Annotated in this window: 11 protein-coding genes; 3 read left to right on the top strand and 8 right to left on the bottom strand. The window is 67.6% G+C overall.

Annotation, left to right across the window (positions count from 1 at the left end; all coding sequences use genetic code 11):
• From VFV09_06050 to infC, 5 genes are all read right to left on the bottom strand, one after another.
• The coding region (locus tag VFV09_06050; protein HEU4867277.1) for an ATP-binding protein at nucleotides 1–1,007 on the bottom strand (1,007 nt) is incomplete at its 3' end.
• Complete coding sequence (locus VFV09_06045) at nucleotides 1,007–1,795, bottom strand: RNA methyltransferase (GenBank protein HEU4867276.1); 789 nt, start codon at nucleotides 1,793–1,795, stop codon at nucleotides 1,007–1,009. The genes VFV09_06045 and VFV09_06050, both read right to left, overlap by 1 nt.
• Nucleotides 1,796–1,870: 75 nt before the next feature.
• The gene (rplT, locus tag VFV09_06040; protein HEU4867275.1) at nucleotides 1,871–2,230 is read right to left on the bottom strand and encodes a 50S ribosomal protein L20; all 360 of its coding nucleotides are present in this window, start codon (nucleotides 2,228–2,230) and stop codon (nucleotides 1,871–1,873) included.
• 4 nt (nucleotides 2,231–2,234) lie between these two features.
• Nucleotides 2,235–2,429 (bottom strand): 50S ribosomal protein L35, encoded by a 195-nt coding sequence (gene rpmI, locus VFV09_06035; protein ID HEU4867274.1) that lies wholly within the window; start codon nucleotides 2,427–2,429, stop codon nucleotides 2,235–2,237.
• A gap of 26 nt (nucleotides 2,430–2,455) precedes the next feature.
• Complete coding sequence (gene infC / locus VFV09_06030; GenBank protein HEU4867273.1) at nucleotides 2,456–2,992, bottom strand: translation initiation factor IF-3; 537 nt, start codon at nucleotides 2,990–2,992, stop codon at nucleotides 2,456–2,458.
• Nucleotides 2,993–3,265: 273 nt separating this feature from the next.
• Between infC and VFV09_06025 the strand changes: the two genes are divergently transcribed.
• Complete coding sequence (locus VFV09_06025; GenBank protein ID HEU4867272.1) at nucleotides 3,266–3,853, top strand: RDD family protein; 588 nt, start codon at nucleotides 3,266–3,268, stop codon at nucleotides 3,851–3,853.
• On the opposite strand, the gene hisG is transcribed toward VFV09_06025, so the two are convergent.
• Nucleotides 3,850–4,734, bottom strand: coding sequence for an ATP phosphoribosyltransferase (hisG, locus tag VFV09_06020; protein HEU4867271.1), 885 nt, complete (start codon nucleotides 4,732–4,734; stop codon nucleotides 3,850–3,852). The two genes, VFV09_06025 and hisG, sit on opposite strands and share 4 nt — an antisense overlap.
• A gap of 31 nt (nucleotides 4,735–4,765) precedes the next feature.
• Here hisG and sppA point away from each other — a divergent pair, with 31 nt between their 5' ends.
• Complete coding sequence (gene sppA / locus VFV09_06015; GenBank protein ID HEU4867270.1) at nucleotides 4,766–5,740, top strand: signal peptide peptidase SppA; 975 nt, start codon at nucleotides 4,766–4,768, stop codon at nucleotides 5,738–5,740.
• Between the two features lie 7 nt (nucleotides 5,741–5,747).
• Nucleotides 5,748–6,272 (top strand): GNAT family protein, encoded by a 525-nt coding sequence (locus VFV09_06010; protein ID HEU4867269.1) that lies wholly within the window; start codon nucleotides 5,748–5,750, stop codon nucleotides 6,270–6,272.
• On the opposite strand, the gene VFV09_06005 is transcribed toward VFV09_06010, so the two are convergent.
• Nucleotides 6,260–12,727 carry a S8 family serine peptidase gene (locus VFV09_06005; protein HEU4867268.1) on the bottom strand — a complete coding sequence of 2,156 codons (6,468 nt, stop codon included), beginning with the start codon at nucleotides 12,725–12,727 and terminating at the stop codon, nucleotides 6,260–6,262. The genes VFV09_06010 and VFV09_06005 overlap by 13 nt on opposite strands.
• Nucleotides 12,724–18,933 (bottom strand): carboxypeptidase regulatory-like domain-containing protein, encoded by a 6,210-nt coding sequence (locus VFV09_06000; protein HEU4867267.1) that lies wholly within the window; start codon nucleotides 18,931–18,933, stop codon nucleotides 12,724–12,726. Before VFV09_06000 ends, VFV09_06005 begins: the two co-directional genes overlap by 4 nt.
• Between the last annotated feature and the right edge of the window lie 39 nt (nucleotides 18,934–18,972).

The raw sequence follows: 18,972 nt of genomic DNA, 5'->3' as shown, positions 1-18,972 counted from the left end.
CCGTTCTCGACCCAGATCCGCCCGCCGTGTGCCTCGATCAAACCCTTGCAGATGTAGAGGCCGAGCCCGGTTCCGGGGTTCTGGGCCTGAGCCCGCTCCCGGAAGAATTTGTTGAACACCTGGTAGCGGTGCTCGATGGCTATGCCTTTGCCTTCGTCGGAAACCGTCACCAGCACGGCGCTCTCCTGGAGCTTTCCGCCGACCTGGACCTTGCCGCCTGCGGTGTACTTCACCGCGTTCTCCAGCAGGTTGGTCAGCACCTGCTCGATCTTGTCCGAATCGGCGTAGACCTCCGGGAAATCCGCGGGGTACTCGAACCCGATCTGGTGGTTGTCGGCCCGCGCCTTGATGCGATCGACGACCCGGGCGGTGATGTCGTCCAGGCTGATCATCCGGCGGGAGAGCGGCAAGCGGCCGGCCTCGAGCCGGCTGAGGTCGAGCAACTCGCCGATCAGCCGGGTAACCCGGTCGGCATCGGCGTTGATCGTCGCCAGCAGGTGCTTTTTGTTGTCGTCGTCGAACCGGTCCCATCGCCGGAGCAGCGTGGACGTGAACCCTTTTACCGAGGTAAGCGGGGAGCGAAGCTCGTGGGCCACAGCCGAGATCACCTCGGACTTGGCCATGTCCACCCGCTTGCGCCGCCCGATGTCCCGCATCACCGCGGTAGTCCTGACGACCGCCCCGCCCGGAGCACGCTCGAAGCTCGAGGTCACGCCGATCCACAGGGGCGCACCGCTCTTGGTGAGCGTGAGCACCTCCCGTTCCGGTGTTCCCTTGGTGATGGCCAGTTCTTTATCCTTCGCTACCCGTGCGACACAAGTCTTGTTTCCGTTCACGTCCTTGGGTTGCAGCACCTCGTCCAGGTTGCGCCCTGCGATCTCCTCGGGCGACCAGCCGAACATCCGCCGGGCGCCTCCGAGCCACTCGACGACCGCGCCCTTCTCGTCTACCACCACGATCGCCTCACGAATGTTGGCGATGATCCCGGCGAGGTCGGAGCCGGCCATCAGCCCGCCCTCCGTTGCCGGGCAGCCTCGAAGAGAAGCACCGTTGCTGCCATGCCGACGTTCAACGACTCCACGCTCTTGCTCATCGGGATACTCACCCTTGCGTCTACTGCGGACGCAAGCTCTTCAGTCACGCCCCAAGCCTCATTTCCCAAAACGAAGGCGGTGCGCCGCCTGAAGTCAACCTGGTCGTACACCACTTCTCCAACCGGGTCCGCAGCCACACGCTGCAGGTCGAGACTTCCCAACTTCTCCAAGAGCCAGGGTAACTCAACATTCCGGGCGAACGGGAGATTGAACAGGGCGCCGGCCGTGGCCCGAACGAACTTGGGGTTGTAGATGTCGACCGTGGCTTCCCCGAGAAAGACGGCGTCGGCGCCGGCGGCGGCGCAGCTGCGGATGATCGTCCCGGCGTTGCCGGGATCCCGGACTCCGGCGAGCACGACGGCCAGGCTCGGCGGGTCCCTCAGGAGCGCCACCGGGTCCCGGTCGACAAAGCGGCTGACCGCAACTATCCCGGCGGGGGTGGTGGTGGAGGAGATTGCCCTCATCACGTCGTCCGAGACGGCGAGCACCGGGACGCCCCCGGCTCTGGCCCGGCGGCTGTGCTCGGGGAAAGGGTCGTCCGGGCCGGCGAGAAACAGGACGGTGAGCGGGGCGCCGGAGTCCAGCGCCTGGCCGACGCCGTTGGGCCCTTCCACCAGGAACTCCCGCCGGGCGTCCCGGACTGCGCGCTTAACGAGTTTTCGAGCAGCCTGGATGTGGGGGTTGCGCAGGCTGGTGATCAAGGCTTACCCGGCACCTTTCGGCTGGCGGACCAATGCGCCGGTTAGGCGTCAATTTTGACGCCTTTCGGCGGACTACTAGTCTCCCAGCGCAGCTTTGGCGGTGCCTGCGAGGGCGGAAAAGGCCGCCGCGTCGCTCACTGCAATCTCGGCCAGAACCTTGCGGTCGACCTCGACCCCTGCCTTGGAGAGTCCCTCGATGAAGCGGCTGTACGAGATACCGTTGGTCCGGGCGGCTGCATTGATGCGGGCGATCCAAAGGCGCCGGAACTGGCCTTTGCGGTCCTTGCGGTCCCGGTAGGCGTAGGTCATCGAGTGCAGAAGCTGCTCGTTGGCAACCCGGTAGTGGCGGCTGCGTGCCCCGCGGTAGCCCTTGGCGGCCTTTAGGGTCGCGCGTCGGTGCTTCTTGCTGTGAACTGATCGTTTTACTCTGGCCACGGTCCTATATCCCCAACATCCGCTTCACCCTTTTGGTGTCCGCCTTGGAGACCAACGAGGGGTGCTGAAGCCGCCTTCTCAACGAGCCCGGCTTGTGCTCGAGGTAGTGCTTGATGTGAGCCTGCTCGCGAACGATTTTGCCCGATCCGGTGACGCGGAATCTCTTCGCGGCGCCACGGTGAGTCTTCTGCTTTGGCATTTCGAAACCTCTTAACTTCTCTAGGGTCAGGCGTGCTGGCTCTTCGGTTCCTTCTCCGATTTCGCACCCGTCTTCTTGACCGGAGCGAGAACCATCACCATGTTCTTGCCATCGAGCTTCGGGTGCATCTCGACAACCGCTATATCTTCCAGCTGCGTCGACAGGTTCGTAAGCAATCTCGCACCGAGCTCGGTGTGCTGCATCTCCCTGCCCCGGAACCAGACGGTGATCTTCACCTTCGAGCCCGCATTCAGGAACTTCTCGATGTGGTGCTTCTTCGTGTCGTAGTCGTGCGTGGAGATTTTGGGCTTGAACTTCATCTCCTTGACAGTGACCTGCTGCTGGCGCTTCCGTGCTTCTTTGGCTTTGACGTCCTGCTCGTACTTGTACTTCCCGTAATCCATGATCTTGCAGACCGGTGGGTCTGCCTGCGGCGCTACCTCGACCAGATCGAAGTCGAGCTGTTGTGCTCGACTCAATGCCTGGGCGGTGGTCATGATGCCCAACTGTTCTCCGCCGGGACCTACTACCCGTACCTCGGGAACGCGAATACGGTCGTTCAGCCGTGGTTCAGGAGCTATCGGCCACCACTCCTCGTCTTACGCTGCAGATCAACCTCCTCACGAGAATCACATTCGCCGATCGGCAGATCGCCAAGCGCGCGGAAGACCTCGTTCAAGGTTTTCTACACTACCACGTACCCGCCGCTCTTCCCGGGCCGGCCGAGCCGGCCCCTTCTCCCAATTCCTTGAATTTGCGCTTAACAGCGGCCGCACCGCTGCCGATAGACCTACGGCGAACGTTTTGACCACCACACGCGCGCGAAGGAGCGGGGCATGGCAATCGAAGATTTCAAGATGTACGAGGAGTGGGCCGCGTACCGCGACACTCTGGCCAGCCAGCCGGTGGAGGCCCAGCCCAGGCCGGTGGTCCTGGCCGGGTGGGGATCCCGGTTCGGGGCCTACCTGATCGACAGCATTCTGCTCAGCATTCCCATGCTGTTCTTCGTCTGGGAGCAGTTCCGCCCGATGATGGAGTCGTTTGCAGCCTCGGCGACCATCGACCCGGTCACCGGCCAGCCGGACCCCGCAAGCTCGCAGGACTTTATCTCCGGGATCGTGGCGATGAACGTGAGGGTTACCATCATCTTCACCCTTCTGGCGACCGTCTACTACGTGGTTTGCCACGGGGCGATGGGTCAGACCCTGGGCAAGATGCTGGTCGGCATCAAGCTGATCCGAACCGACGGGGACAAGCCGACCTTTGTCGACGCCGCCAAGCGGGCTCTGGTCAACCCGATCGCCGGCGTCGTTCCGCTGATCGGCGGCCTGATCACCCTGTTGAACGGCCTGTGGCCGCTGTGGGACGAAAAGAAGCAGTCCCTGGGCGACAAGATCGCGAAGACGCTGGTGGTGCGGGACTAGTCGACGATCTTTGTGATCGGGAGCTCGAGGATTCCCGTGGCGCCCCGGGCCTTCAGAGTCGGGATCAGGACGTTGATGTCCGTCTTCTTCACCACGCTCTCGATGGCAAACCCTTCCCCGTGCGCCAGTTGGGACACGGTGGGCGACCCCAGCGCCGGGATGACCTCCAGTACCCCTTCCAGGTCGTCCTTGCCGACGTTCAGCTTCACGAGAACCTTGCCGCGGGCATCGACGGCGCCAAAGATCAGGATCTTCAGCTCCTCCAGGGCCTGACGCTTCTCCGGGTCGGCCCACGACTGCTTGTTGGCGATCAACAGGGTCGGCGAGTGGAGCATGGTGTGAATGATCCGCAGCCGGTTCTTGCGAAGCGTGCTGCCGGTCTCGGTGACGTCGACGATCGCGTCGACGATCTCGGGCACCTTCGCTTCGGTGGCCCCATAGGACATGAAGATCTTGACCGGGATGTTCAGGTCCTCGAACAGCTTGCGGGTCATGTTCGGGTACTCGGTTGAGATCCGGCTGCCGGGTGGCATCTGCTCGACACTGGTGATGTCGGTGCTGTCGGAGACGGCGAGCACGATCTTGACGATTCCCCGGGCCCCGACGTTGCCCTTGCTGTAGGCCAGCTCGGCGATGGTCTCGACGTCGGCGCCGGTCTCCGTGACCCAGTCAAGGCCGGTCAGGCCCACGTCGAAGAACCCCTCCTCCACGTATCTCGGGATTTCCTGGGGTCGCATGAGCGAAAACCGGTCCAGCCGCGGGTCGTCGACCGTGCCGTGGTAGTCACGGTCGGAACCTCGCATGAGGCGGATGTCGGCAGCCTCGAACAGGGCCAGGGTCTGGTTTTCGAGGCTCCCTTTGGGAATAACCAATCGGAGCATGAGGCCAGATCCTACCGTGTACTCTTGGTTCATGGCGTCCAAGAAGGCTAAGCGAACCTGGCTGATAATCGGCATCCTGGTGGTGATCGTCGGACTATGGGCCACTGCACTGGCAATCAGCGCCTTCTCCGAGGGGTTCTCGGGGGGCTACGCGGCCGGCGCCGGCGAGTTCGAGGAGATCTTGCTGGAGGAGGGTGACTCCACCAACAAGATCGCCATGATCAACGTCATCGGCGAGATCTTCTCCGACCCGGAGGGCGGAGCCCTCGGCGCCACGGACTTCAACATCCTCGGCCAGCTCGACCAGGCCGTCGACGACCCCGACGTCATCGGCATCATTCTCAACGTCGACACCCCGGGCGGCGGCGTGCTTGCGAGCGACGCGATCTACAACCGTGTCGCCGACATCGCCGAGGACATGCCCGTTATCGCCCTGATGGGTGACACGGCAGCCTCGGGCGGCTACTACATCTCCGCCGGGGCCACCGAGATCATCGCCCACCGCTTCACCTGGACCGGCAGCATCGGCGTGATCGCCATGATCCCGAACCTGTCCGAAGCCGCCGGCAAGCTCGGCATCGGGATGACCGTGGTCAAGAGCGGGGCGCTAAAGGACCTCGGATCGCCGTTCCGGGAGATGACCGAGCAGGAGCGGGGGCTGTTCCAGACGCTCATCGACGAGGCCTACACCGGCTTTGTCCAGGTGGTCTCCGAGGGGCGGGACCTCCCCGAGGCCCGGGTTCGTGAGATCGCCGACGGAAGGATCTACTCCGGACTCCAGGCGCGGGAGCTGGGGCTGGTCGACCGCCTGGGCGACCGGGAGACCGCTTTCAACCGGGCCAGGCGGCTGGCCGACGACGAGGACGCATCGCTTGTGGTGTACCAGCCGGTGGTCGGACTGTTCGACGAGCTTCCGTTCCTCGGGTTCTCGAGCACCGCCGAGGAGCTCAAAGAGGAGCTGGGCATCGCCCGCAAGCCCGGCGCCGCCTACCTGTGGATCCCGTAGACCCGGCTTGACCGGCCCGTCCTGCATGCGGCCCTGGCGGCCGGAGGACCTCGACTCGCTGGTTCGCCACGCGAACAACCGGGCGATATGGCTGAACCTCAGGGACCGCTTCCCGCATCCCTACACCCGCACGGACGCCGAGGAGTTCCTGGACCGCGCAGCCACGCTGAAACCGCAGGTGTTCTTCGCCATCGACCTCGAAGGTGAGGCCGTCGGCGGGGTGGGCATCGTCCCCAACGACGACATCGAGCGGATCTCGGGCGAGCTCGGCTACTGGGTGGGCGAGGAGCACTGGGGCAAGGGCCTCGCAACCCGGGCGGCTCGGGAGATGACGACCTACAGCTTCCAGACGCTCAAGTTGCACCGGGTCTGGGCCACTCCGTTCGAACGGAACACCGCGTCGATCCGGGTTTTGGAGAAGCTGGGCTTTCGCCGGGAGGGCACACTGGTGGAGAGCGTGATCAAAGACGGAAGGCTGGAGTCGATGGTGATCATGGCGATCACTGCGCCCGAGTGGACTCAGCTCGTATAGAAATCGAAGGCCGAGATGTTCTGTCTCCTGCCCAGTCCGAGGCCGGCGCCGCCGACGATCGGTGCAGCGTCGAAGGTGCCCGTCGTTGTCGCACCGAGGCTCGTGCCGTTAAATCCCGCCACGTCCCGGCCCCCGGCGGTCAGGCCCGGCACCGACATGGCCCCGAGCGCGCTCAGACCCACCTTGCCCCCGCCGTCCACGCCCAGAGCGTCGACGTCCTCGTCGGCGGTCGACAGACCGACGTCGCTGCCGTCGAACCAGATCTCGAAGCGCCCGCGGGTGTCCGCACCGGTCGCATCGGGGGTGAAGGCCAGCACGTCGGAGTCGTCGACTCCGGCCCTTCCCGGGACGGCGGCCTGCCCGATGGTGGAGACGAGGATTCGTCCGTCGGGGAGCACCTCGACTGCGTCGACGTCTTCGTCGGCGTCGCCCAGTCCGACGTCGCTGCCGTCGAACCACAGCTCGAAGTTCCCGGCGGTCGGTTGGGCGGTGGAGGTGAAGACGAACTTGACCAGGTCGGAGTCGTCGACCCGGCCCGGGATGCCCGGCACATCCAGGGGGTCGGCGAACGACAGGATCAGCGCACCGTCGGGCAGGCGGGCCATTGCATCGATATGCGCTCCGCCGAGACCGACGTCGCTGCCGTCGAAGTACTGGGATGCGGCTCCGCCCGCGCTCAGGCCCACCACATCGTCGGGCCCCGCCGCAATGCCGGCTATGGTGCCCCGCCGGGCCAGCGACAGCAGCACCCCCGGCCGCTCCTCCCCCACCGTCAGGCGTACCGGCACCCGGAACTCGAGGGCTCCGCTGTCGTCGGTCGACAGAATCAGCGTCGCCTCGTAGGTTCCCGGGTCCAGGCTGCTCGCATCGACTGTTACGTTGACCTTGCGGGTGCCGTCCGGGGCTACCTCGCCCATCCCCGGCGTCGCCGACAGCCACGGCACGTCCGAGCGGAGGGTGGCGCAGCGTTCGGGGACGATCTTGGAGAGGTAGGACTCGCCGTCGCTGAAGCCGAACTGGTCGATCCCGCCGACACTCCAGATCTCACCGCCGAGCATGCCCATCGTACAAAAGCCAGCGCTGTTAGCGGTCATCCTGAGCGGCAGGTCGGGCTCGGTGCCCCAGGCGCCGTCCGGCCAGGCGGCCAGAGGCAGCCGGTAGGTATGGTCGGTCGCGTCGTCGAACGAGCCCCCGCCATCGTCCCCCCCGATTGCGTAGATCGCTTGATCGGTGGCCGCCAGGGCCAGTGCCGCCTTAGCCAAGGGAAGGTCGGGGCCGGTGTCCCAGGTTCCGGTGAGCAGGTCCAGGCGCTGGGTGGATCGCAGGTTGTCCGCCGGGGAGCCTGCGTCCCAGCCTCCGGCCACATACAGGTACGTGCCGGCCTGGACGTACCCCGGGAAGGCCGCGGCACGGGGCATCGCGGGGCCACTCGACCAGGTTCCGGCGGCTATGTCGTAGACATCGACCGTGGAGACCGCGCCGCCGGCAAGAATGTCCGCATCGCCCCCCGCCAGGTAGATGCGGCCGTTCCAGACGCCCCCTGCCGCCCCTCGCACCGGGCGGGGAAGCGGGGTGGCCGTGGTCCAGGTATCCGACCCGATGTCGTACACGTGGTGGGCAGTGGTAGCCCCGCCGCCCATCACGTGTATCCGGCTCCCTTCACAAACCGCCGTAGGTGAGACGACCGCCGAGGGCAGGGGCTCCAGCTGGATCCAAGAGTTGGTGGTCACGTCGTATCGAAGCGAGCTGTCCGTGGGCTGGCCCTCGGCGCCGGCTCCACCGAACACGAAGAAGTGGCTGAAGTCGCCGTCGCACTGGGCGTGGCCGTACTGGTTGCCGCCGTCGGGCATGGTGGCCGCCTGGAACCAGCCGGTGGCGGCGGGAGCCGGTCCGGCATCGGGCAGCGGATCGAAGGCGTAGGGAATCTCGGCAACCGTGAAGTCGAGCTCTCCGCCCCCGTCGTTCTGCAGAGTAAGGCTCCTGGTGGCCGTCTCGCCCCGGCCGAGGTCGAGCTCCAGACCGTCCGGCGACAAGGAGGTGCACGCCTCGTCCGGGCGGAGGCCGAAGTTGGAGACGGTGGTCTGGCCCGACCGGACCACCACATCCGGGTGGACTTGTTCGACGAAGCCGGGGGCCGACGCTTCGATTGAAACCGGGCCGTTATTCCTGTCCATCCACGCTGAGAAGGTGCCGTCGGCACTAAGGGTGAAGTCACGGGACCTGCCGTCGATCCTCACGGTGGCACCTCCGAGCGGGGTGCCGGGCACGTCGCACCGGCCCAAGCCGTTCACCTGCCCGGTGACCTTGCCCCAGGAAGCCGGCGGGGTCACCTCCAGGAACACCGGCACCGGCTCTACCGCGTACGGCGTGTCCTCCCGAATCACAATCGACGCGGTGTAGGTGCCGGGCTGATTTACGTCGGAGACCGACGCATCGAGGTTCACGGTGATCGGGCGGCTTCCGCCGCCGGGGATCGTGGCGGTTTGCGGAGAGAGGGTCATCCAGGGGACCGGGCCGGGGTCACACCCGCCAAAGGTTGGGAGACGCTCGGCCGTGTCGACAATTCCGGGCGAACCCCCGACCCGGTAGAAACCGCAAGCCCCCGCGCCCCGGTAGGTGGTGGTGTTGGAGGGAGGAATCGCGTTCCAGCTGTCGGTGAAGGGATCGTAGGCGAACCCCTCGTTGGTGATGTCGCCGCCGGTTACACCGCCGGAGATCACCAGCTGGCCGTTGGCCATGTCGGAGGCGGAGCCCCAAAGCGGGATGGGAAGCGAGGCTATCGGCGTCCACTGGTCGGTCGCCGGGTTATAGGAGTAGGCGGTGTCGGGAGATTCGACGAACAGCCCCGCGCCGCCGGCGCAGTAGACCCGGTTGCGCTCCTCATCGCCTCCGCAGGAGAGCCACCCCACCGACTCCGGATAGTTGCTCAGCTGGCTCCACACGCCGGTTGCAGGATCCAGCCGGTAGACGGAGTTCGTAGTGTTGCACTCGCCGCTCGTGCACCCTCCCACCGTGTAGATCTTTCCGTCCAGAAGAGCGGTCCCCATCGCCGCCGACCCGACAAGCATGGTGGGGCCGTCGCTCCAGGCGCCGGTGTCCGGGTCGTATACCTCCACCGTGGGAACCGACGCGTACTGAACCCCGATCGGATCGAAGCCCCCCATCACGTACATCTTCCCGCCGGCGAAGACGGCTCCCGGCTTCTCGCGCCGATCGTGCATCGGTGCGCCCTCGCTCCAGCTGTTCTTGGCCGGGTCGTAGACGAAGAGGGACTTGAGCGGTCCTTCGTTGGGGTTGAGCCCTCCGACCGAGTAGAGCTTGCCGTCGCTCTCGGCAGCCGCGTTGTCCCTCAACCGCAGCGGGAGGTCGGCGATCTGTTGCCAGGGCGCCGCGCCGGTTCCCGGGGAGTCCGGCGCGGCCCTGGCCCAGGCTGCTAAGTCGGCGGCGGTGAACTTGCCCGGTTTGGCGGCCACCGGCTCACGTTTCACCGGCGCTCCGGCGCCTGCAACCTCGAAGCCGCCCCGGCGGGCGCCCAGCTCGAAGGTGGTCTGCGAAGGGCCGTCGTTGGTGAGCGTCAGGGTGGCCGTCGTAGTCTGGCCGAGCTCGACGGTGGCCCGTACCTCGTTGTCCGCCCCGACCCGCCCGGTGCCCAGGGCAATGTCCGCCCTGGTGGTTTCATCGAGCGCGGGAGTTACCTGCTTGCTCCCGTCGGCATACAGCTTCTTCGAGGCGGTCACCGACTGGGTTCCCTCGGGGGCGAATAGCATGTAGAAGCCGTCGGCTACCGCCTGATCCTCCGGGGTCGGCTCGCTGGCGTCCTCGGCAAAGGGAGCATCGCCGGCAACCACCAGAGCACCGTCCACCGGATCGCCGGTGAGCCCGTCGGTGACCGTCCCGACCAGCAGGCCTCCGGGCACCGTTGCACAGCCGGGGTCTCCGAGCGCAAAGTTGTCTACCTGCCACCACCACTCGAACTCGGCGTTGTAGTAGTGGAACCGGATCCGCACGTCGGGCTCACCGGCGGCCATCGGTAGGGCGATTTGTTCCAGCCGCGGGCCCCGGAGGTCGCCGGTACCACCCTCCCCCTCGACCCGTCTCACATTGGTCCAGCTCGATCCGTCGTCGATGCTGACATCGACATCGAAGATCTCGTCCCCGAAGGTCCGAACATCCTCGTTGAACCGCAGGTTGGGGTTGGCGGCGCCGGAAAGGTCGAATGAGGGAGAGATCAGCTCGGTGTCCGTGCTGAGCACGCCGATGTCGCTGTCGATGATGGCAAAGCGGCCGTCACCCCCGGTCAGGTTGTCCCGCCCGCCGGGGTTGTGGAAGTTCCACACCACCCCGGTTCCTGCGTTGTCGACCACCTGCCAGCCGTCCGGAACCGTAGGTGAGTCGAAGGTCTGGGTAAAAGCTTCTTCGCCCGCTATGTAGCCCGGTCCCCTGCAGTCGCCGACGACGGCCATCTCGTAGCTCTGCTGGGGCGGATCCCCGGGCAGGCTGAGCTCGCGCGTCTGGGTCCGGTAGCCTCCGATCAGCGCGGTCACGGTCGCCCGGTAGGTCACCCCGGGGATCAGGTCCACCGCATAGGTTCCGGTTACCGGATCGGTGAACACCGGCTCTCCCGGGTAGCCCGCGATGTCGATTCGGGCGTAGAGCGGCCAGCCGTGCCCCGACCCGTCGGTTACCGTGCCGCTTACGGTCACCATCGGGATCGGCGTCAGTGCGAAGTTGCGCGTCACGGTCGCTCCGGGGACAAGCGTCACCGAGGCCGATTCCGGCTCCCACCCGTAGGCGGCGACGGTGAGGTCGTAGCTGCCGGCCGCAAGCCTCGCCTCGTAGGTTCCGTCGGAGCGTGTGTCGACCCGGCGCGGCACCAGGCCGCCCTCGATCAACACCTCCGCCTCCGCCACCGGCGCGCCGTTGACGGCGTTTGTCACGGTGCCGCTGAGGATTGCCGGATCTCCGCGCGGCGCCGAGTCGACCGCCGCCAGGGCATCCAGGCGGCCCTCGCCGAAGGTGTTGTTGTCGGCGGCCGATCCTCCGCACTCCTCGGAGTCGGGGGCGTCGCGAGCGCTGCCGTCCAGCACCGACCGAATCGCCGGGACGTCGCCCAGCAGCGCAGGCGCCGCCGAGATCAGCAGCGCCACCGCACCCGAGAGGTGGGGGGACGCCATCGAGGTGCCGTTGAAGGCCTGGTAACCCCCGCCGGGGACACTGCTGCGCACGTCGACGCCCGGGGCCGAGATATCCGGCTTCGCGCCGCCGTCGGTGCCCGGGCCGAGGCTGGAGAAGTTCGCAATGTTGTCGTCGATGTCGTAGGCGCCGATTCCGTAGCTGTCGGAGTACTCGGCCGGAGCGCCGACGGTCCCGCAGAGCCCGAAGCCGGAGTTGCCGTTGGAGAAGGAGGGGAACATGCCGGAAGCCACCCACGCCTGCACGGTTGACTCGTACCAGGTGTCGCCGCCGCGCCCGCCCCAGGAGTTGTTGACCACCTGCGGCCGCCGGCTGGGGTCGGGATTGCGGCCGTTCAGGTCGGTGGGCGCCAGCATCCACTGCCCGGAGGACAAAAGGGCGAACTCGGAGCACCCCCGGTCCTCGCACCCTTTGGCTGCGATCCACTGCGCAGCCGGAGCGACGCCGATGCGGGCCTCCGGCCCCCCGTCGCCCACCATCGTGCCCACGGTGTGCGAGCCGTGCCCGACGTCGTCACAGGGCTCCAACGATGGGCTCCCGCAATCGGACTGCGGATCGAACCAGCTGTAGTCGTGGCTGAACGTGCCGTTGTGGTTGTTGCCCCGGTACTGTTCGACCAGGGCGGGGTGGTTGAACTGGACGCCGGTGTCTATGCTGCCGACCACCACTCCCTCGCCGCGCACGCCGAACGTGCTCCAGACCTCGTCGGCGTTGATGTTGTCGATGCCCCACTCGACCGCGTCGACCAGCGCCAGGTCGGCGCCCGGCTCCGGCTCGGGCAGATCGAAGATGTGGTCGGCGTCGATACTGGCCACCTCGGGCCGGGCGGCCATCGCCTTCAGGGTCTTCTCGTCGCCCGAGCGCACGAAGATGGTGTTCTCGATCCAGAACGGCTTGAAATCGGTCCCCAGCCGCTCGAGCTCGTCCTTCACCTGGGCCTGGCTTCGATCCGCCAAGCCCCTCAAGGTGTCCATCACAAACTTCCCGCGGGCATTCCAATCTGTGATGCGGGATGCGGTGCGGAGGTCGGCCTCGGCCTCGAACCTGACCCAGAAGTCCGCTTTGCCGTCCTTTTCGATCTCCTTGGCGACTGCTGCCTCGACCGGCGCCGGCTCGCTCTCCGGGGTGGGCGTCGGCTCGGGTGTCGCCTCCGGGCTGGGCACCGGCGAGGCCTCACTCTCGGTCTGTGCCGAGGCGGGGGTAGCCGCTGCGATCAGGCCTGCCAGGAGCAGCAACACCAGGATCAGGCCGCGAAGCTTCATGGCAGCTCAACCCCCGAGATGTTCTGGCCCTTCAGCCCGATGGTGCTGCCGTCCACCACCGGCGCCGGCGCGAAGCTGCCGGCCGTGGTGGGTCCGAGCCGGGAAGGCGAAAATGCCACGACGTCCTCTTTGCCGGCGGCAAGGCCGGTTACGCCCAAAACGCCGGTGGTGCTGAGCAGGATGGCGCCGTCGCCCCGGAGGGCTGCTGCATCGACGTCCTCGCTGGAGGCAGCCATGGCGACGTCGCTGCCGTCGAACCACAGCGCAAACGACCCGGCGGTCGTGGCCCCGAGGGACTGGGGCGTAAAGATCAGCAGGTCCTCGTCGGTGGCGGTCAGGCCCGTGAGCTTGGCGTCGCCGGTGGTCGACACCACCACGCGGCCGTCGTTCAGCACCTCCACCGAGTCGAGGTTCTCAGCGGTGGTCGACAAACCTACGTCGCTGCCGTCGAACCACATCTCGTAGGAGCCGGCGGTGGTGGCCCCCAGCGAATCCGGCCGGAAGCGCACGAGGTCCGAGTCGTCGACGGTTCCCGGCACTCCGGGCAAGGTACCCGGCGCGGTGAACGACAACACCAGCGAGCCGTCGGCCAAACGGGCAAAGGCGTCGAGGGCCAGCCCGCTCGCCCCCACGTCGCTCCCGTCGAAGTACGGGGTCACCGATCCGGCCGGTCCCAGGGCAACGATGTCCTCGTCGGCGACCGCCACCCCGCCCACGGTGGCCGCCGTAGCCAGCGAGACGTAGGCGGTGACAGGGGGAGCGGCGCCCACCTCCACAGTCACCGGCACCCGCAACTCGGGGGCTCCCGGGTCCGTTGTCTCGACCAACAGGGTGGCGACGTGGCTGCCGGGGGTCAGTCCCTTGGCGTCCACCTTGACACTCAGGGTCTTCGACCCTCCGGCGGCGATGGTGCTCGACACCTGATCGACCGAAAGCCAGCCCACGTCGGAGCGGATGGTCGGGCACCGCTCGGGCGCCACGCTGCGCATCAGCAGGTTCCTGAAGATGAAACCGTTGCCGAATCCGCCCGCTACCGAGATCTCCCCGCCGGTGACCCCCTCGGTGCAGTACCCCTTGTTGTTTCCCGCCGAGTAAGGGGTGAGATCAAGCTGGGTCCAGGTGCCGGCCGGCCAGGAGGCCGTCTCCAGGCGCATCACCTTGTCGGTCTGGGTGGCGAAGCCGTTGGGGTGGAGAGTCCACCCGGATATCAGGTAGACGGCGGTGCCGGTGGCGGCCATCGCCGAGCTCACGGACTCCCTGGGCAGCGGGGGGCCCATGCTCCACGTGCCGGTTACCAGGTCCAGGCGCTGCGTCTGCTTGTAGTTGACCGGGGGGCCGAGGTCGTCGGCTCCCCCGAGCAGGTACAGGTAGCGGCCGGCCTGGACGGAAGCCGCCCGCTCGGTGCGCAGGGGCATCCGGGCCGGCAGCACCGCCCAGGTGTCGGTGGCGATGTCGTAGACGTCGACCTCGTCGGTGGTGCCGTCGGACAGGGTAACCGCGCCGCCGGCGAGGTAGATCTTCCCGTTCCAGCTCGCCGCAGCCGCTCCGAAAACCTTGCGCGGGAGAGGAGCGGCCGTACTCCAGCTACCGGCCCCGATGTCGTAGACGAAATGCGTGTCCTGGGGCACGGCCTGGTGGTAGCCCCCCATTACGTGGATCCTGCCCGCTTCGCAGACCGCCGCCGGCTGGGCTACGCCGAAATGACTGAAGTCGCCTGGCCACGCGTCCTGGGGAAGGGGGGCCAGCTCGGTCCAGCTGTTGTCGGTGGAGTCGTAACGGGCGAGGGTGTCGGTGTAAACCCCGGCCGTGATACCGGTGGCCAGGTAGAAGCGGTTGGGGTCACCGTCGCACTGCGCCGCCCCGTACTGGTCCATGTACCCCAGCGCCGGCGTCCCCTGGAACCAGGAGGGCGCGACCCCTCCAGGGTCGGGGCGGCTGCGATCCGGGAGACGGCCGGGCGGGCTCTGGGCGTCCACCGCGTTCGAGGGCGCGACCGGGTCGAGCGCGAACTCGGTCTCGCCGGCGCGGGCGCTTGCGGAACGGGGGCCGGTGTTGCGCAGGGTTAGCGGGGCGGTTGCGGTGGCCCCCTGCACCACCTGAACGTTTACCCGCTCGGGATCGGCCGAGACACAGGGGCGGTCGAGGGTCAGGTTCACGTCGGAGGTAACCGTCTGGCCTGCGGCCAGGGTCACCTGAACCGTCTTGTCCAGGTAGCCCGGTGCCTGGAACGTAACCGCAACCGGGCCCCCGGCGGCGTCGGCCGACAAGCTGTACCTGCCGTCGCGCCCGGAGGGGGAAGACAGGCCGTTGGCCGACACGTCGGCGTTGCTCAGAGGGCTGCCCGGTGAGTCGCACCGGCCGAGCCCGGAGATCACCCCCTGCACGGTTCCCCACGAGGCAGGCCGGGCAACTTTCATCTCCACGAACACCGGCTGGACGATGCGCGGGGTGTCCTCATCGACGCCCAGAGCCGAGAAGTAGGATCCGGGCTGCAGGTCCCCGGCGTCCACAGTCACGTGAATGGTCACGCTCTCCCCCGGCGCCAGCTCTCCAGTCGTACGGTCCAGGGTCAGCCAGTTGTTTGCTCTCTCCTCGCACGTGTCGAACCCTCCCAGGCGCTCCACCAGGCGGACGCGCGGGAAGGGGTGCTGAGGGGTTATCCCCCCTATCGAGTACAGCCCGCAGGCGGCGGATCCCCGGTAGCTGGCATCCGCCCGAGGCTCGAAGAACTCCCACGTGCTTGAGACCGGGTCGAAGGCGAGGGTGCTGTCGACCTGGAAGTTGCGCTCGTCGATGCCTCCCACCAGGACCAGCCGGCCGCTCGCCACCGCGTTGTTTGTCAGCCCCAGGGGGAACGGGAGCGGTGGGGCCGGCAGCCACGTGTCGGACGCATCGTCGTAGCCAAAGGCGTCGGCCACCGCGGTGAGGGACCGGTCGAAGCCGCCGGCACAGTACACGACCCCCAGGACTCCGCCGCACGCGGTGTGGGCTACGTCGAACGGGTAGGCGGCGAGCGCCTCCCAGGATCCGGTTTCGGGATCGAAACGGTAAACCCCGTCGTCCGGACCGCAGCCGCCTACCACGCACCCGCCCACCACGTAGAGCTTCCCGCCGGCGACCGCCACTCCCGCAGCGGCCCGGGCTGCGGGCATGTCCGGTCCGGCAGACCACTCGCGGGCGACCGGATCGTAGACCTCGAGTTTGCGCAGCGGCCTGCCGCCGTCGTCCCAGCCGCCCACCACGTAGAGCTTCCCGTCGATGAACGCCGCCCCCGGCCGGGTGCGCCCGTAGGACATCTCGGGACCGGCTTCCCAGTGGTCGGTGGCGGGGTCGTAGATGAACAGGTCGTCGATATCCAACTCACCGGAAACCCCGCCGACCGAGTACACCTTGCCGTCGCCGGTCACGCTTGCCTGGTCGAAGACTCTGACCGGGTAGGGAGCCACCCGCTCCCAAACCCCTTCAGAGGCCGCGGTGACCGGTTCGGGGCCGGCGGCGGCGGTGCTGCTGATCCAACCGAGCTGGACGTTCTCGACGGGCACTCTCGTGACTGTGGGCGAGGAGCCCGACGCCGGTGCACTTTCGCCTTCCGAGCCCCGGTCGTCTGCCTGCAGGCTGAAGGAGGCGGGCGCCGTGCCGTCGTTGGTCACCTTCAGGTTCACCGTGCGCCGGCCGCCCGGCTCGACCTCCTCCACGATCTCCTCCGGGTCGAACACCAGCCGGCCCGAGTCCAGCGCGAGATCGAGGCGCACAGTGGTGTCGCCGACCACGTTCACCGTCCGGGTTTCGTCCTCGAAGCCGTCACTGGAGGCGGTGAACGAGCGGTTGCCCACCGGGGCGAAGAGGGCGTAGGTTCCTCGCAGGCTCGAGGCCGCCTCGCCGGACCCGGCTCCGCGCACCTGAGCGCCCGCAAGGGGGGCGTCGGTCACTGCGTCGGTGACCAACCCCGCAACCAGGCCCCCGGCGTCCTTCACGCAGCCGCCGCCCCCGGCGACCAGGACGTCGTCGACCTGCCACCAGTAGTCAAAGTCCCCGACGTGGTAGTGGAACCTCACCCGCACATCCGGCTGGCCGGCGGCCTGCGGAACGGGCACGGATTCAATCCGGGGGCCGCGGAGGTTGCCGAACCCCTCCTCGCCGGCCTTGTGCCAGATGTTGTCCCAGGTGCCGCCGCCGTCGATGCTGAGGTCGACGTCGAAGTTCTCGTCGCTGAAGGCACGGACATCGGTGGCGAAGCGGACGACAGGCTCCGCCGCGCCGGTCAGGTCGATCAGGGGGCTGACGAGCTCGGTATCCTGCAGGTCGCCGGGCCCGGCGGCGTCGCTGTCGACAATCGCAAACGTTCCTTCGCCCCCGGTCTGATTGGTGCGGCCCCCCGGATCGTCAAACCTCCACTGGGAGCCGCCGGTGTTGTTCACCACCTGCCAGCCGTCGGGAAGGCCGCCGTCGAAGGCCTCGAACAGCCCCGCGCTGCCCAAGTGATAGCCGGGGGCGCGGCAGTCCGGATCCGGCAGAAGCGCAAAATCCTGGGTGGTGGCGTCGGGCGGGACGGCCAGTTGCCGGGTCTCTGGAATGTAGCCCCCCAGCTCCGCCGAGACGGTCAACTTGTGCGCGCCTCCCTTGAGGTCGACCGAGTAGAGCCCGGTCGCCGGGTCGGTGAAGATCGGGCTGCCGGGAAAGCCCGCGATGTCGATCCGGGCGGCCAGCGGCCAGCCGTGTCCCCCGCCGTCGGTCACCCTCCCCGAGATCGTCGTCCCGCTCTGCGGGACGAGAGCGACGTTACGAACGATCTCCTCGCCCGGAGAGGCGGTGACCGGGAAGGTCTGCGGGTCGTAGCCGTAGGCGCTGATCGTGACGTCGTAGTCACCGGGATAGAGGAAGAGGTGGTAGAGGCCTTCGGCCGAGGTTGCCGTGGAGTTGCCCCCGGTTACCTCAACGAGTGCGCCGGCGACCGGCTGCTGCGAAACCGAATCGGTGACGGTGCCGTTCAACGGGGAGGCGAATCCTTCGATCGCCTTCGACACGGCGGTCAGGACGTGCAGCCGCCCTTCCCCCCAGACGTTGTTCTTCTCGGGCGGCCCGCCGCAACCTAGGAAGTCAAAGGCGTCGCCGGCGGTGGAGTCGAGCAGCGACCGTGTGCCGTGGACGTCGCCGGAGAGCGCTCCGGCCGCCGAGAGCACCAACGCCGCCGCACCGGCGACGTGTGCCGCAGCCATCGAGCTGCCGCCGCGCAGCTCGTACCCGCCCCCGAGCGTGCTGCTGAAGATCGAAAAGCCGGGCGCCGCCAGGTTGGGCTTGATCGCGGCGTCGAACGGCGACGGGCCGAAGGCACCTCCGATGCCGCCGAACTGGCTGTACGGGTTGACCCCGTAGGCCTCGGGATAGGCGGCCGGAGAGGCTACCGTAGAGCACTTGTCGATGGGTGTCTCGCCGTTGGCGAAGCTCCCGAACTGCCCGGAGGCCAGCCACGCCTGGACAACCGGGCGGTAGAACGGGTCCCGGCCGTCCGGGTTCACGATCGAGAAGGTGATCACCTGGGGGCGGCGGGCCGGGTCCGGGTTGCCGCCCTTGAGATCGGTCGGCGCCAGCATCCACTGCCCGGCGGCCATCAGGGCGAAGTCGGAGCAGGTCGTGGGCCGGCAGGCTTTGGCGGTGATCCACTGGGCCGCCGGGGCGACGCCGAAATGCAGATCCTCGCCGCCGTCGCCGACCGCGATGCCCATCGTGTGGGTACCGTGACCGTCGTCGTCGCAGGGCCTGGTTCCCGAGGCGGTGCAGACCCGCTCCGGGTCGTACCAGTTGTAGTTGTGGTCGAAGGTGCCGTCCGGCTTGCGGCCCCGGTACCGGTCGACCAGGGCGGGATGTTCGAACTCGACGCCGGAGTCGATGCTCCCCACGACCACCCCCTCGCCTCGCACCCCGAACTGCTCCCAGACCTGGTTGGCGCCGATGTCTTCGATGTTCCACTCGACGAAGTCGGCGGGCGCCGCGGCCTGCGTTTCTTCGGGCAGCTGATAGGTCCTGGGCGCCGAGATCCTGGCCACCTCGGCGCGTGCCGCCAGCGAGTCGAGAGCCGCCCGGCCCCCACCCTTGACGAACACCCGGTTGGCCGCCCAGAAGGGGGTGTAGACGGCATTCAGCGCCTTCAGGTCGGCTATCACGCCCGTCTGGCTTGCAGTGGACACCGACTTCAGCTTGTCGACCACCCAGCGGCCGCGCTCCGCCCAGTCGGCGACGGCGGCGGC

The sequence above is a fragment of the Actinomycetota bacterium genome (assembly GCA_035759705.1).
In the GTDB taxonomy this organism is placed as follows: domain Bacteria; phylum Actinomycetota; class CADDZG01; order JAHWKV01; family JAHWKV01; genus JAJCYE01.
Note: the sequence above shows the minus strand (reverse complement) of the source record. Positions and strands in the feature narration are given on the sequence as shown.